Source organism: Mesorhizobium sp. WSM3864 (genome assembly GCF_002294955.1).
GTDB lineage: Bacteria > Pseudomonadota > Alphaproteobacteria > Rhizobiales > Rhizobiaceae > Mesorhizobium.
This window is the reverse complement of the sequence record NZ_NSGD01000001.1, coordinates 102,197-117,373: the sequence shown is the minus strand read 5'-3', so window position 1 is coordinate 117,373 and position 15,177 is coordinate 102,197. Positions and strand designations below refer to the sequence as shown.

Here is a 15,177-nt window from a genome sequence, read left to right as displayed (position 1 = left end):
CTCAGAACTTGCCGGTTTCCCGGAACAGTTCGAAGGTCGCGCGGATGTGGTCGGCAACCGCCTTCACCGGCGCGCTGGCATCGGGTGCCACCACCATGGCGAGATTGTAGGTGCCGATATCGGGCATGCCGTCCTTCGCGCCCAGCGAAACCATCTCGTCGCCGAGGAAGGACTTCGGCAGCGGCGCGACGGCAAGGTCGGCCATGATGGCGGCGCGCTGGCCGGCGGTATGAGCGCTCATATAGGCGATGCGGTAGTTGCGGCCTTCCCGGCCCAGCGCTTCCAGGGCGCCGGCCCGCCAGGCGCAGCCTTCTTCCCAAAGCGAAACCGGCAGCGGTTCGCGCAGATGCGCGCAGCCGCCCTTGGCGCCGGCCCAGACGATCGGCTCGGTTAGCAGCACCTCGGCGCCGACCGCGCTGGTCTTGTAGGAATTGGTGAGCAACGTGATGTCGAGCGCACGGTCGTCCATGCGGCGGCGCAGATTGACGCTCTGGTCGATGGTGACGTCGACGGCGATCGACGGATGCGATTGCGCGAAGCGCTTCAACACGTGGGGCAGCACGCGCTCGCCATAGTCGTCCGGGGAGCCAAGCCTGACCACACCGACAATGTCGGGAATGATGAACTTCGACACCACTTCGCGGTTGATCGACAAAAGCCGCCGGGCATAGCCGAGAAGCATCTCGCCGTCCGTGGTCAGCGTCACCGAGCGCGCGTCGCGCGCGAAGACGGAACGGCCCAGAATGTCTTCGAGCTTCTTGATCTGCATGGAGACGGCCGAGGGGGTGCGGAACACCGCATTGGCGGCGGTGGTGAAGCTGCCGGTCTCGGCGATCGCCACGAAGGTGCGCAGCACGTCGAGATCGAGCAGCGGCAAAGGATGGTTGAGTGGGGCGTTCATCGGAGCTTGCCTTCAATTTTTCTGATGCAAATGATCATTCCATTTCGTTTGATTGAACATCACTTCGAGCGCATAGTCAACTCGATCGATGCAGGATGCTGCCAAAAGCAGCCATCGAACGACCATGATACAGGCCTGCACTCGACATGAAATGAAGCTGAAACAGACCTGACGTAACCCATTGCCGGGCGCCTCCCTGCCCGAATCGAGGAGAAAGAAAATGTCTATCCTGTCGTCTATCGGTCGGCTCGCGACCGAATTCAGCGCCGCCCGCGCTCGCTACCAGACCGAACGCGCAATCCATGCGCTGCCGATCGAACTGCAGAAGGATATCGGCTGGCCGGAAGCCGCCGATGCCAAGACTGGATTGCGCTACGGCGTGGGAACCTGGGCCGGAGCCAAGTAAATAAGTGTGCATCACGTGCTAAGGGCCTGCCGCGTGTCAGACCGGCAGGCCATTTTGTTTGTACTCAAATGACTTTTCCAGCCATGCGGCCGTCGCATGACGCATATGAAGCACTCGCATAGCGACGTCCGTTTCGAATTAAAGCCCTGTAACTAATAGTAAATTTCGAGCGCAGAGCTCAAAAATGTCGCGTGGGATGTCGCTTTTCATAACAAGCGCTTCGTTTTTGCGATTTAGTTTTGGCTGGAGCAGGCCTATATCACCGCCAGCAAAAACGAGCTGCCCCACTCCATTAAGCGAAGGCGACCCGTCTGAGCAACCAAATGGAGATGATGATGAAGCTCTTTGCCCGCCTGTTCCCCCGTCGCGAAATGAACCTGACGACCGCTCTTGAGCGTCAGCGTCTTGCCAAGACCATGCCCGGCCAGACCGGCGCCATGGCTGCCGCTCGCCTCGGCTTCGTTGCCTGAGACAGCAGTTTCGAACGGCACCTGGTTGCCGTCGCGCTGAATGAAATTCAACGTCGCCCGGCTCCGCCGTGGCGGCGTTTTTCTTCTGACGGCGCATTCGTTGGAACCTGAAGTGGCAATCTTCAGTCTCGCGCCATCGACGATTGCCCGTTTGCGACCCGTGTCGCAAATTTAATCGTCGCTTAGCCGTCTAGCCGATTGACAGGAATGATTTTTCCTGATGTCGCTATGCTATTAGCGACATTCTGTTCGCGTCATGGCCGCGTGAGGTTTCCCGTGAATGCCGTCAAGCACCCGATCAAGAGATCGTTTGTGTTCTTCCTCATCCCCGACTTCACCATGATCGCCTTCGCAACGGCGCTCGACCCGCTCCGCTCGGCCAACCGGATGCTCGGCTACGAGGCCTATAGCTGGCGCCTGGCCAGTATCGACGGCAGGCCCGTGCGCGCCTCGAACGGCGTCGAATGCGCCGTCAACACCTCGCTCGAGGAAGAGCGCAGGAAGATGGCCGGGCCGGACCGCCCGAACATGGCGATCGTCTGCAGCGGCATGAATGTCGAGCGCTATCATAACAAGTCGGCCTTCGCCTGGCTGCGCGAGGAATACAACCGCGGCGTCGCCGTGGGCGGCCTGTGCACCGGCGCGCACATCCTGGCGGCCGCGGGCCTGCTCTCCAACAAGCGCTGCGCCATCCATTGGGAAAACCTGCCGGGCTTCTCGGAGGCCTTTCCCAAGGCCAACGTCTTCGCCGACCTCTTCGAGATCGACCAGAATGTCTACACCTGCGCAGGCGGCACCGCGGCGCTCGACATGATGCTAAAGCTGATCGGCGACGACTTCGACGAAAGCCTCGTCAACCGCGTCTGCGAGCAGGTGCTGACCGACCGCGTGCGCAGCCCGACGGATCGCCAGCGCCTGCCGCTGCGCGCCCGTCTCGGTGTGCAGAATTCCAAGGTGCTGACCATCATTGAATTGATGGAGGCGAACCTCTCCGAGCCGCTGTCGCTGATCGAGATCGCCGACCATGTCGATCTGTCGCGCCGGCAGATCGAGCGCCTCTTCCGCACCGAGATGGGCCGCTCGCCTGCCCGCTACTATCTCGAGATCCGGCTCGACCGCGCCAGGCATTTGCTCATCCAGTCGTCGCTGCCCGTGGTGGAAGTGGCTGTCGCCTGCGGTTTCGTCTCGGCCTCGCACTTCTCCAAATGCTACCGCGAGCTCTATGCCCGCTCGCCGCAGCAGGAGCGCGTCGACCGCAAGCAGTTGCTGGCCGCCTAAGCGACAAGGCTACGAAAACCTACGGCGGCTGTGCGGTCCGTATCGCCTCAATGCGGATGTCTTCGGTCAACTGCGCCTTCAGCGCCGAGAATTCCGGGCTGTTTTTGAGCGTTGCGTTATGACCGCTGGCAGGTTCGACCAGCTCAATATCGGTCGCAATAGCACTCCGCGGACGAGATGCGGTCGTTCCAGCCGGAACCTCCGAAATCGCGGACCCTGCGGTTGAGCTCGATCGAGCGGCCGCGCCTTCCTGCATTCTCATAGGCGACGAGCGTACAGCCCCGCCGCACCAGCACCGAGGAAACGCGGTCGTTCCAGAAGCCGCCCCGGAAATTGACGGCGTCGTCAGGACCCATTGCAAGCGAGCGTCCGCGGAAGTTCGGATTCTCGAACAGCACGCAGGCGGCCTCGCCGTAAAATTGGGCGCTGGCGCTTCCGGCAGATATTGTCGACGCAAGTGCCGCCAGGATGACCAAACGTTTCATGTAATATTTCCTCATTTCATCGCGTTGCGCGATGGCGCCGGCCCGATCACATTTTGCCATTGTGCCACACGAGGAAGCAAGTCCGAACCCCGCTCCGGCGGAGCTTGCCGACCGTCACCGGCTATCCATCATCCAGCCGCGGTTGCGCCACATCTTCTCACCGGCCAGGCAATCGGCGGCCGGCCTGTCGTCGGCAAGCACGACCGGCGGGTGAGCCGCCTCTTCTGCCGCCCATTGCCGCGAAGCCGGGCCGGCGAGCTCGAGCACCAGCTTGCGGCGGATCGCTTCCGGGAATTGCGTCCAGTCGTTGACCGGGATCATGAAGGCGCCCGGCCCGCCGATCACGCAGTCGCTGTAGTAGCGGTCGAGATTGGCGACGTCGAAGGCGCCGCCGTACCCGCCCCTTGTCATCAGCGGCAGTCCGTTGATGGTGATGCCCTGCCTCACCACCTCGTCGCGCGTGATGTCGACCGGCGCGCCCTGGTTGTTGGGTCCGTCGCCCGAAACGTCGATGACGCGCTTGGTCCCCTGAAAGCCGCTTTCGGCGAAAAGGTCGCTGCCGAAGGCCAGTGCGCCGGAGATCGAAGTACGTCGCGCGCTGTCCGGCGGACGCGCGTTCATCTGCGCAACCACCCGTTCGGCGTCGGCGCGATTGGCAATCGCTGTCCACGGTACGACGACCCGCTGCCATCTGGTGCCGGCCCACTCGACATAGGTGACCGCGATCTTGCCGTGGACGCCGTCGGCGATGGCCTTGAGCACGTTGTCATCCGTCAGTGCCGCCGCATAGCCACGGCGCTGGATCTCGAGTTCGGCCGGCGACATGGAGAGCGAAACATCGACTGCGAGCACCAGCTCGACATCGACCGGCTCTATCGCACTCGATCGCGTGGGCGGGCCGAGGAGCAGCGCCAGCGCGGCGGCGCCGGAAAGCCAATGCCTTGTTCGGCCCAAAGCGGACATGACACAACGGTAAGCGATAATCGCGCATGAACAAAGCAAAAAGGCCCGGCGTCGACCGGGCCTTCCACCAATCCGGACGAACGCGCGCTCGCTTAGCTGCGCGGCTTGAGATTCTCCGGGTCGTAAAGCGGCTTGTAGCCGACGCCGGCCACCTCGACCGGATAGGTCTCGCCGAAATACTCCACCTGCAGCTTGCGACCTTCCTGGCAGTAGGCCCAGGGCAGATAGGCGAGCGCGATGTTCTTGCCGATGGTCGGGCCGTAGGCGACCGACGTGGTGAAGGAGCGCCGGCCGAGCTCGTCGACCAGCGTCTCGCCGGTCGCGGGATCCTGCACCGGCATGATGCCGACCGGATAGCGCGCGACGCCCTTGGAATCGGTGTTCTCGGTCATCACCAGCGTGCAGAGCATAGCCGGCTGATGCTCGCGGGCGCGATATTCCAGGTGCTTGGCCTTGCCGCAGAAGTCGTTCTCCTTGACCTTCGGGCGGGCAAGATCTGCCTCGAGCAGATTGTATTCGGTCAAGAGGTCGGCGTTCTGCAGCCGCAAGCTCTTCTCCATGCGGCGCGTGTTGGCGTAGGTCTCGACGCCGAACGGCATCACACCGGTCGAGCGCAGCGCGTCCCAGACGGCGAGCCCGTCCTCGTAGCGCATATGCAGTTCCCAGCCCTGCTCGCCGACATAGGAGATGCGGAAGGCGGTGACGTCCTTGCCGCCGATCCTGATCGGCTTGATCGCCGCGAACGGGAAATTCTCCGGCGTCAGCCCGTTCGGGTCCTCGACCACCTTCTGCAGCGTCGTGCGCGCATTCGGTCCCCAGATGCCGATGGTGACGTATTTTTCGGTGACATCGGTGACAGTGACATCGAAACCTTTGTCCTGCGCGGTGCGCTGCATATAGCGGAAGTCGCGCGGCCCGGCGTCGGCGCCGTCGATGACGCGGCAGCGATCGGCCATGCGGATCACGGTGAAGTCGGCGCGCACCATGCCCTCCTCATCGAGGAAGTGAGTGTAGATGCCCTTGCCGATATTGTTGTCGCCGCCGATCTTGGCCGCGCACAGCCATTCCAGCAGCGCGACATGGTCAGGGCCTTCGACGTCGTACATCGAGAAATGCGACAGGTTGACGATGCCGCAATCCTCGCTCATCGCCAGATGCTCGGCATTGGAGACGCGCCAGAAATGGCGGTTGTCCCACTCGTTCTCGCGCACCGGCACGCGGTTGGCGTATTTTTCCAGGAGATGCTCGTTGGCGGCATAGCCGTGGGCGCGCTCCCAGCCGCCCAGTTCCATGAAGTAGCCGCCGAGTTCCTTCTCGCGCTCCCAGAACGGCGAGCGGCGGATGTTGCGGCCCTTGGAGAACGGCTCGCGCGGATGCACCGCCGGATTGTAGACCTTCATCGCCGTCTCGGTGCAGCGATCCCAGATGAACTCTTCCTTCGTCTGGTGCGGGTAGAAGCGCGCATAGTCGATGGCATGATGGTCGATCGAGGTGCGGCCGTCGGTCATCCAGTCGGCGATCAGCTTGCCCATGCCCGGGCCGTCCTTGACCCAAATGGCGACGGCGTACCAGAGGCCCCTCACCTTCTGGCTTTCGCCCATGGACGGGCCGCCGTCGGTGGTGACCTGCAGCAGGCCGTTGAAGGAATGGCCTTCATTGTAACCGAGCTCGCCGAGGATCGGCGTCAGTTCCATGGCGCGCTCCAGCGGCGCCATGATCTGCTCCATGTCGAGGTCACGCTGCGAGGGCGAGAGCCGCGCCTGGTCTTTTTCCAGCAGGTCGCGCGGATGGCAAAGGCGCGGATTGGTCTCCTCGTAATAGCCCCATTCGATCTGCCCGCCCTCCGCGGTCTTGGGATCCCCGGTGTCGCGCATATAGGCCGAGTTGCCCTGGTCGCGCAGCAGCGGCCAGCCGATCTCCTTGCCGGTGCCGGCGAACTCGTTATACGGGCCGAAGAAGGTCAGCGGGTGGTCGATCGGCATGACCGGCAGGTCTTCGCCGACCAGTGCCGCGGTCAGCCGGCCCCAAATGCCGGTGCAGACGACCACATAATCGGCTTCGATCGTGCCGCGCTCGGTCGCGACGCCCTTGATGCGGCCGTTCTCGACGATCAGGTCCTTGGCCGAGGTGTTGGCAAAAGCCTGGAGTTTGCCGGAAGCGACACCCTGGTCGACGAGCTTGCCGGCCACCGTCTGCGAGCGCGGGATGACGAGACCGGCGTCGGGGTCCCACAACCCGCCCTGCACAAGATGCTCCTCGATCAGCGGGAACTTCTGCTTGATCTCGGCCGGCTCGATCAGGCGCGCGCGGGTGCCGAATGCCTTGGCGGAAGCAATCTTGCGCTTGATCTCGTCCATGCGGCCGTCGTCGCCGACGCGCGCGACTTCGAGGCCGCCGATGCGCGCGTAATGGCCCATCTTCTCGTAGAAATCGATGGAATAGAGCGTCGTCCAGCAGGAGAGAAAATCGTGGCTGGTCGTGTAGCAGAAGTCCGAGGCATGCGCGGTCGAGCCGATATCGGTTGGGATGCCGGACTTGTCGATGCCCACGATGTCGTCCCAGCCGCGCTCGATTAGGTGATGGGCGACCGACGCGCCGACAATACCGCCAAGACCGACGATGACGACCTTCGCCTTTTTCGGAAACTCTGCCATGCCCGCGACTCCAAAGTGCTAAAGCGGGCGCGCCGGCGCCCGTACGAATTGCGCCACAATATGCAGAGGACGCGGATTGAGCTACCGCCTGTTTGCGACACGTCGCGGATGCCGCGCGACCCGGCGCGCCAGCTCGGCTCGGGATGCGATTTCGCTCGGCGAAAGCCCAGATGTCCTCGGCCTGGAGGCCGACCTGGTAGCCGACGGTCTTAAAGCTTGACCACGAGCTGGCCGATCTCGGCCGCGGGCGAGCGCTCCGACCTCGATCTTGATCATGCCGGGGCGGCAAGCGTCCGGAAACGATAAAAGGCCGGACAAACGCCCGGCCTTGTCGACCATATTCAAGGAGTTCTTACTTGATCCGCGCGACGCCGCCGGAGATCTCGACCGTTTCCGAACCGGTCAGCGCTTCGAGATCACCATTGGGCAGGGTGACGAAGCAGCCATTCGGGCAGAACTCCACCGTCTCGCCGGCGGCCAGCGCCAGCTCGGTCTTGCCGCCGCCTTCGGTCACGATCAGGGTCCGCGTCTGGGCGTCCTTGTTGACCGCGCTGGCGGCAAAAGCCGAACCGCTAAGGGCCAGGAAAGCGACGGCGGCAACGACAGACTTCCACATTGCAATTCCGGTGTTTCCACACCGCCTCTGTTCAATTTCGCAAGGCATTCTCGCCCTTTGCGTGAGAGCTTATATGAGATGTAACGTGAACCGCAACTGAATGCCGCATTCATGCCACAATCGGCTTCGGCGGCCGCCAAAGCTAGTCGGGGTCGGGCTTGCGGCCTCTTCTCTTGGTTTTAGCCAGACGCGCCTGCTCGGCCGCGGCCTCCGCTTCCAGCCGCTCGCGTTCGGCGAATTCGGCCTCGATCTTGTCGTCGTCGATCGGCCATGGCTCATGCTTCTTGCTCTCGACCACGGCGCGGGGCGCCGACGGGATCTCGATGTGCTCGTCTTCGAAGATGTCGAAGATCGCGAATCGGATGTCGTTCTGGACGATGCTGCCGTTCAACACGTCGGCGACGAACACGCGGATCTCGAATTCCAGTGCAGCCGGGCCGAAATTGGCAAACAGCACGAAGGGCTCGGGGTTCTTGAGCACCATCGGATGGGCGCGGGCTATGCCGAGCAGGACGGCGTGGACGCGCTTGACGTCGCTGCCATAGGCGACGCCCACCTTGATGTCGACGCGGCCAAGCTTGTTGCGGTGCGTCCAGTTGCCGACCGCATTGTTGATGAGGTTCGAGTTCGGCAGGATCACCGACTGGCGCTGGAACGTCTCGATCTCGGTGGCGCGCACGCTTATCTTTCTGACCGTGCCGCTGATGTCGCCGGCGACGATCCAGTCCCCGACCTTGAACGGTCGCTCGGCAAGCAGGATCAGCCCGGAGACGAAGTTCGAGACGACGTTCTGCAAGCCGAAGCCGATACCCAGCGAAAGTGCGCCGGCGACCAGCGCCAGATTGGAAAGATCGATGCCCGCCGCCGATATGCCGACCAGCGCTGCAAGCGCGACGCCGGCATAGCCAACCGCCAGCCGGATCGAATTGCGCACGCCGGTGTCAACCTTGCCGCGCGCCATGACCGAGCCGTCGAGCCAGCCCTGAAACCAGCGCGTGAGAAAATAGCCGATGGCGAAGACGACGATGCCGGTGAGGATGCCGAGCACCGAGATGGTGACCGACCCGATGGTCACGCCCGTTGCGAGCTTAAAGGCCCAGGTTTCGATATCGCCGGGCTGGAAGCCCCACATCAAGAGGATCAGCGGCAGGAACACCAGCACGATCATCAGGTTGATGGCGATGCTGACCACCAGGCCGAGCTGGTCGAGCGCGGTGTCCTCATAGCTGGAATTGGCTGACAGCCAGCGCCCGACCGAAGTGTCGGCGAAGCCGCCCTCCTCGCCGATCGCCCGCGCCGAAAGAAAGCCGATATAGGCGGTGATCAGCGTGGTGCCGGTGACGACGACCTGAATAGAGACGAAAAGCGCAAGACCGATATAGCCGAGCAGTGCCGCGGCGATTGTGGAGACGCCGAGCCCGATGGCAATGAAGCGAAGCCAGGCCGGCCACGGGCGCCACGAGCCGTCCTTCGCCCTGAAAGGCTTCAGCACACCCATCAGGATCAGGATGACGCCCACGATGACGGTGGCAACGAAGCTCCTGGCGATCGTCAGCGAAAGCGGCGAGCCCATCTTCTCGTTGACGACGGACAGGAAGTAGTTGAAGCCGAGGACCACGGCCATGGCGGTGGCCAGCCGCACCAGCCAACGCGCCGGTCCGGTTGCGACTGGAATAAGCCGCCAGTTCGGCAGCCGCGGCTCAAGGGCGGCATTGGTCAGCCGGTTGACGCAGAACGCCACCGCGACGACCGAGAGCAGCGCGTTGAGGAATTCGCCGATGTCGCCGCGCAGGACGTTGTAATAGTTGAAGAAGAACACGGTCGAGGCGAGGAACGCGCCGAGCGCCACGGTCGGCAGCAGCGTCGACCAGAACGCCACCGAAAGCCGGCTCAGGTACGACGGCTCTTCCACCGAAGCATCGGCCTCGAAGATGCGGCCGAAGAGACGCCTGCCGCCGATCAGCAGCACGGCCGCCAGCGCCAGCGCCATCAGCGTCGCCGCAAGCATCGCCTGGAACTTGAACTTCAATGCGAAGGTGAGCCAGGACGCCACCGCCTTATAGAGGCCGGTGAACTGGTCGTGCGCGTCGGAAAAGGCCTGCGGGCTCAGCGCATCGCTCAACTCGTAGCGTTTCGTCAGAACGCTGCGGAAAAGCTGACTGCGTAGCGTGGCGATCCTGTCGACCAGCCCGCTGATGCGGATGGACAGGTTCTGCGCACCGGCGACCACGGCGTTGATCTCGGCCTTCTCGGCCGTAAGCGCCGCGCGCTCGTTGGCGACGATCGCCGGCTCCGGCGGCTGCCCCTGGGCCGGCGGCGGCCCCAATACCTGGATGCGCGCATTGATGTCGTTGAGGCGTGATCGGAACGCGAGCGCGCTGTTCAGCGCCGCCCGTGAAATATCCTCGAGCTGCAAGCGGATATCGACAAGGCCGGCGTCGTCCTGGTCTGGGGCGCTTAACTTCTTCTCCAGTCCGTCGGTCTTGGACGTCAGATCCTGGATGGCCTTGGTCTGGTCGGCGATGAGCTGCGTGGAGCCCTGGCCGATCGCCTGCGCCATCGCGCCGGGCGAGGGCTGCGCCGCGACGGCGACAATGGCGATCAGGATCAGGCGGAGCAGTCGGAAAATCATGACGTGACGGGCGACTCACGGCCGAAAAATCTTCGAAAATCCTGCCCTTGATAAAGACCGGCCTATCAGGCGGCAAGACGTCTCCATCCGCGGGCCTCGGCGCGGATCGAAGTCGGCCTGTCGAAAAGCGATGGCGCAATCTTGGCTTTGCGCTTCTCGCCTGCTCTATAGTCTGCCGGCTCGCACCAAAAGGACGACAGGAAGAATGGCGGAATACTCAGCCTTTTCGCTGCTCAAGAACGCGCTCAACGGCAACCAGGACTGGAAACCGGCCTGGCGCAAGCCGGACCCCAAGGCGTCCTATGATGTGATCGTCATCGGCGGCGGCGGCCATGGGCTCTCGACCGCCTATTACCTCGCCAAGGAGCACGGCATCACCAATGTCGCTGTGCTGGAAAAAGGCTGGCTGGGCTCGGGCAATGTCGGCCGCAACACCACGGCAGTGCGCTCCAACTATCTTTTGCCGCAGAACACCCGCTTCTACGAGCATTCGATGAAGCTGTGGGAGAACCTGTCGCATGACCTCAACTACAACGTCATGTTTTCGCAGCGGGGCTGCCTGAACCTCGCGCACACACCGGCTCAGCTCGACGACTATGCAAGGCGCGGCAATGCCATGCGCCATCTCGGCGTCGACGCCGAGCTGATGAGCGTCAATGAGATCAAGCGGCTTGTTCCGGCCCTGGACGTTTCGGGCTCGGCGCGATTTCCAATCCTTGGCGGGCTGATGCAGCCGCGTGCCGGAACCGCGCGCCACGACGCCGTCGCCTGGGGCTATGCGCGCGGCGCCGACCGGCGCGGCGTCGACATCATCGAGAATTGCGAGGTCACCGGCTTCCTGCGCGACGGCGACCGCATCACCGGTGTGACGACGACACGCGGCGATATCCGCGCCAAGAAGGTGGCGCTTGCGGTGGCCGGCAGCACTGGCCAAGTCATGCAGCTTGCCGGCATTTCGCATATGCCGATCGAAAGCCACGTTCTGCAGGCCTTCGTCTCGGAATCGCTGAAGCCGATCATCGGCACCGTTCTCACCTTCGGCATGGGCCACTTCTACATCTCGCAATCCGACAAGGGCGGCCTCGTCTATGGCGGGGACCTCGACGGCTACAACAGCTATGCCCAGCGCGGCAGCCTGCCCGTCGTCGACGAGGTGATGAGCGAGATGCTGGCACTGTTCCCGGGCCTGGCGCGGGTGCGCATGCTGCGCTCCTGGGGCGGGCTTTGTGACATGACGATGGACGGTTCGCCGATCATCACCACCGGCCCGCTGCCCGGCATGTATCTCAATTGCGGCTGGTGTTATGGCGGCTTCAAGGCGACACCAGCCTCAGGCTGGTGCTTTGCCTGGACCATCGCCAAGGACGAGCCGCACGAGTTCAACGCGCCCTTCACGCTCGACCGTTTCTATCGCGGCCTCATCATCGACGACAAAGGCCAGGGCGCGACGCCGCGGCTGCATTAGGTTTCGAATCATATGCTGATCACTTGTCCCTATTGCGGCCCGCGCGATGTCATTGAGTTCACCTACCAGGGCGACGGCAACCGCGAGCGGCCGCAGCCGGCCTCGCAGGATCTCGACGCCTGGAATGCCTATGTCTACGACCGGCTGAACCCGGCCGGCGACCACAATGAGATCTGGCAGCATTCCGGCGGCTGCCGCGCGCATGTGCGGGTGGTGCGAAACACCTTAACCCATGAAATCTTGAGCACTGCCTTTGCCCGTGGCGGACACAAGTCCGCGGGCCACAAAGCGGGAGGCCACCAGTGAGCCCTCGCCGCACGGAAACCGGCGGCCGCATCGACCGGCTGCGCACCATCCGCTTCACCTTCGACGGCGCGCGCTATACCGGACACGCCGGCGACACGCTGGCTTCGGCGCTGCTCGCCAATGGCGTGACGCTGTTCGGCCGTTCGTTCAAATACCATCGCCCGCGCGGCCTGCTCGCCGCCGGCGTCGAGGAACCGAACGCTCTGGTGACGGTGCTGCGCGGCGAGGTGCGCGAGCCCAACATTCCCGCCACCATGGTCGAGATCTATGACGGGCTCGTCGCGGTCAGCCAGAACCGCTCCCCCTCGCTCGCCTGGGATATCGGCGCGCTCAACCAGCTCGGCGGCAAGCTCCTGTCGGCCGGCTTCTATTACAAGACCTTCATGGGACCGGTGATCGGCCCGTTGAAAGGCACGCGCTTCTGGATGTTCTGCGAGCATTTCATCCGCCGCGCCGCCGGCCTCGGCAGAGCCGGCACCGCGCCCGATACCTCGCGCTACGAGCGCATGAACGCCTTCTGCGACGTGCTGGTCGTCGGTTCCGGCCCGGCCGGGCTGACGGCGGCGAAGGCCGCGGCCGACCAGGGCGCCCGCGTGATCCTGGCCGAGCTCGAAGCAAAGTTCGGCGGCTCCGCCAACTGGTCGGGCGAAACCATCGACGGGGCGTCGGCAGCCGACTGGGCGGCACGCATCGTCGGCCAGCTCGAAGGCAATGACAATGTCCGCCTTCTGCCGCGCACGACGGTGTGGGGCTATTACGACGGCAACACGCTGGCCGCGCTCGAACGGGTGACGGACCACAAGGAAGTTCCGGCCAAGGGCGAGCCGCGCCAGCGCTACTGGGCGATCCGCGCCAAAACGGTGGTTCTCGCCACCGGCTCCTTCGAGCGTCCGCTGGTATTCCCCGGCAACGATCGTCCGGGCGTCATGCTGGCGCATGCGGCCGAACGTTACGCCAATGAATATGGCGTGCTGCCCGGCGAACGCATCGCACTGTTCACCAACAATGACAGCGCCTATCGCTCCGCCGTTGCACTGAAGAAGGCCGGGGCCGCCGTCGTCGCCATCGTCGATGTCCGCAGCGACGTGTCGAACGAGATGAGCAGGCTGGCGAGCCAGGCCGAAGCAGAGCTGCTTGCCGGCCATGCCGTGGTTGCAACCGAAGGCGGCAAGGCGCAGACCGGTCTCAACGTCCGGCGCTTCGAATTGACGAACGGCGCGCTGAGCGGCGACGAGCGCAGCATCCATGCGGACTGCCTGTTGATGTCGGGTGGCTGGTCGCCGACGATCCATCTCGCCAGCCAGGCTGGAGCCAGGGCCATATGGAACCCTGCCAGGCAGGCCTTCCTGCCGCCGCAGCCGACGCAGCGCTGGATCGGCGCCGGCGCCTTCACCGGCAGTTTCTCGACCGCGGAAGCGATTGCCGAAGGCCGCGCGGCTGGCATTCAGGCCGCCGGCGGAAGCGCGTCCTCCGCTCCGCTACCCGTCGTGGAGGCCGTCCCGGGCGAACCGGATCCGGCACCGGTCTTCGAGATCAAGGCCAAGGGCAAAAGCTTCGTCGATTTCCAGCACGACGTGACCGCCGAGGATGTGCGGCTCGCGCACCGCGAGGGCTTCGTCTCGGTCGAGCATCTGAAGCGCTACACCACGCTCGGCATGGCGACCGACCAGGGCAAAAACTCGAACGTGCCGGGCCTCGCCATCATGGCCGAGGCGCTGGGCAAGCCGATCCCCGAAGTCGGTACGACGCGGTTCCGGCCGCCCTACACGGCCGTGTCGATCGGCTCGCTGGCGGCCGAGCGCTTCGGCGACCTGAAGCCCGACCGGCTGACGCCGATGCACGACTGGCACATCGACAACGGCGCGACCATGTTTGCGGCCGGTCTCTGGTACCGCCCGATGATCTACGGTCTCGCCGGCGAGACGGTCGAGCAGGCCTATGTCCGCGAGGCCGCGGCAACGCGTGAGAGCGCCGGCATCGTTGATGTCTCGACGCTTGGGAAGATCGCCGTTCAGGGCCCGGATGCGGCGGAATTCCTCGACCGCGTTTACACGAACATGTTTTCCACCCTCACGGTCGGCAAGGCCCGCTACGGCCTGATGCTGCGCGAGGATGGGCTTGCCTTCGACGACGGCACCACATGGCGGCTTGGCGAACAGGATTTCCTGATGACCACCACCACCGCCAATGCCGGCAAGGTGATGCAGCATCTGGAATATTTCCTCGACGTGATCTGGCCGGAACTGAAGGTCACCGTCACCTCCGTCACCGACGAGTGGGCGGGGGCCGCGATCGGGGGACCGAAAGCCAGGGCGATCCTTGCTGCCTGCGTGAAGGGCACGGCCGTCGACAACGCCGCGCTTCCGTTCATGGGCATTGTGCACGGTGAGATCGCCGGCGTGCCGGTGATGATTTGCCGCCTCTCCTTCTCCGGCGAGATGGCCTTCGAGGTCTATTCCGGCGCCGGCTATGGAATGCGCGTTTGGGAGGCTCTCATCGAGGCCGGCAAGCCTTTCGGCCTGGTCGCCTACGGGCTCGAGGCGCTTGGCACCATGCGCATCGAGAAGGGCCACGTCACCGGCGCGGAGATCGACGGCCGCACCACGGCGCGCGACCTGCATCTCGACTGGATGCTGTCGAAGAAGAAGCCCTTCATCGGTTCCGCCATGATGGACCGCGAAGGGCTGATCGCTCCGGACCGGCTGGAACTGGTCGGCTTGATCGCTCTCGACAACCGCGCGCTCAACGGTGGCGGACATATCGTCGAGGAACTGGACGCAGAGAACCCGCACGATTCGATCGGCCATATCACCGCCTGCTGCTATTCGCCGGCGCTCGGCAAATACATAGCGCTTGCGCTGGTCAAAGGCGGCAAGGGGCGCCACGGCACGCGCGCCTTCGTCTCCGATCCGCTGCGCAACCGGTTCGGGCCGGTCGAGATCGTCTCCAACCATTTCTACGATCCGGACGGGAGCCGCATGCATGGTTGAACGACAACTTC

At 64.0% G+C, this 15,177-nt stretch carries 12 protein-coding genes; 5 read left to right on the top strand and 7 right to left on the bottom strand.

All coding sequences use genetic code 11. The features are described from left to right. Position 1: 1 nt before the first annotated feature. Complete coding sequence (locus CK215_RS00555; RefSeq protein WP_066999645.1) at positions 2-901, bottom strand: LysR substrate-binding domain-containing protein; 900 nt, start codon at positions 899-901, stop codon at positions 2-4. A gap of 220 nt (positions 902-1,121) precedes the next feature. On the opposite strand from CK215_RS00555, the gene CK215_RS00550 reads away from it, so the two are divergent. Beyond that, complete coding sequence (locus CK215_RS00550) at positions 1,122-1,307, top strand: hypothetical protein (protein ID WP_066999640.1); 186 nt, start codon at positions 1,122-1,124, stop codon at positions 1,305-1,307. A 254-nt stretch (positions 1,308-1,561) separates the two neighbouring features. Here CK215_RS00550 and CK215_RS31175 read toward each other — a convergent pair whose 3' ends face one another. Further along, positions 1,562-1,828: a hypothetical protein gene (locus CK215_RS31175; RefSeq protein WP_170950188.1), complete on the bottom strand. Its 267-nt coding sequence runs from the start codon at positions 1,826-1,828 to the stop codon at positions 1,562-1,564. Positions 1,829-2,116: 288 nt separating this feature from the next. On the opposite strand from CK215_RS31175, the gene CK215_RS00540 reads away from it, so the two are divergent. Beyond that, the gene (locus tag CK215_RS00540; protein WP_348628584.1) at positions 2,117-3,055 is read left to right on the top strand and encodes a GlxA family transcriptional regulator; all 939 of its coding nucleotides are present in this window, start codon (positions 2,117-2,119) and stop codon (positions 3,053-3,055) included. Between the two features lie 143 nt (positions 3,056-3,198). On the opposite strand, the gene CK215_RS00535 is transcribed toward CK215_RS00540, so the two are convergent. From CK215_RS00535 to CK215_RS00515, 5 genes are all read right to left on the bottom strand, one after another. Next, positions 3,199-3,540 (bottom strand): peptidase inhibitor family I36 protein, encoded by a 342-nt coding sequence (locus tag CK215_RS00535; RefSeq protein ID WP_095830141.1) that lies wholly within the window; start codon positions 3,538-3,540, stop codon positions 3,199-3,201. A 114-nt stretch (positions 3,541-3,654) separates the two neighbouring features. Continuing rightward, the gene (locus CK215_RS00530; RefSeq protein ID WP_067329284.1) at positions 3,655-4,503 is read right to left on the bottom strand and encodes a DUF1194 domain-containing protein; all 849 of its coding nucleotides are present in this window, start codon (positions 4,501-4,503) and stop codon (positions 3,655-3,657) included. Positions 4,504-4,595: 92 nt separating this feature from the next. Then, on the bottom strand, positions 4,596-7,157 hold the full coding sequence (locus tag CK215_RS00525) for an FAD-dependent oxidoreductase (RefSeq protein WP_095778500.1): 2,562 nt from the start codon (positions 7,155-7,157) through the stop codon (positions 4,596-4,598). 352 nt (positions 7,158-7,509) lie between these two features. Continuing rightward, complete coding sequence (locus CK215_RS00520) at positions 7,510-7,773, bottom strand: hypothetical protein (protein WP_066999629.1); 264 nt, start codon at positions 7,771-7,773, stop codon at positions 7,510-7,512. Positions 7,774-7,915: 142 nt separating this feature from the next. Further along, positions 7,916-10,405: a mechanosensitive ion channel family protein gene (locus CK215_RS00515; protein WP_095829803.1), complete on the bottom strand. Its 2,490-nt coding sequence runs from the start codon at positions 10,403-10,405 to the stop codon at positions 7,916-7,918. A 205-nt stretch (positions 10,406-10,610) separates the two neighbouring features. On the opposite strand from CK215_RS00515, the gene CK215_RS00510 reads away from it, so the two are divergent. From CK215_RS00510 to CK215_RS00500, 3 genes are read left to right on the top strand one after another with little or no spacing between them, the layout of a single operon-like run. Continuing rightward, on the top strand, positions 10,611-11,870 hold the full coding sequence (locus CK215_RS00510; protein ID WP_066999623.1) for a sarcosine oxidase subunit beta: 1,260 nt from the start codon (positions 10,611-10,613) through the stop codon (positions 11,868-11,870). Positions 11,871-11,882: 12 nt separating this feature from the next. Continuing rightward, positions 11,883-12,176 (top strand): sarcosine oxidase subunit delta, encoded by a 294-nt coding sequence (locus CK215_RS00505; protein WP_095829802.1) that lies wholly within the window; start codon positions 11,883-11,885, stop codon positions 12,174-12,176. Then, positions 12,173-15,166 (top strand): sarcosine oxidase subunit alpha, encoded by a 2,994-nt coding sequence (locus CK215_RS00500; protein ID WP_095829801.1) that lies wholly within the window; start codon positions 12,173-12,175, stop codon positions 15,164-15,166. The genes CK215_RS00505 and CK215_RS00500 overlap by 4 nt, the downstream gene beginning before the upstream one ends. Positions 15,167-15,177 lie beyond the last annotated feature (11 nt).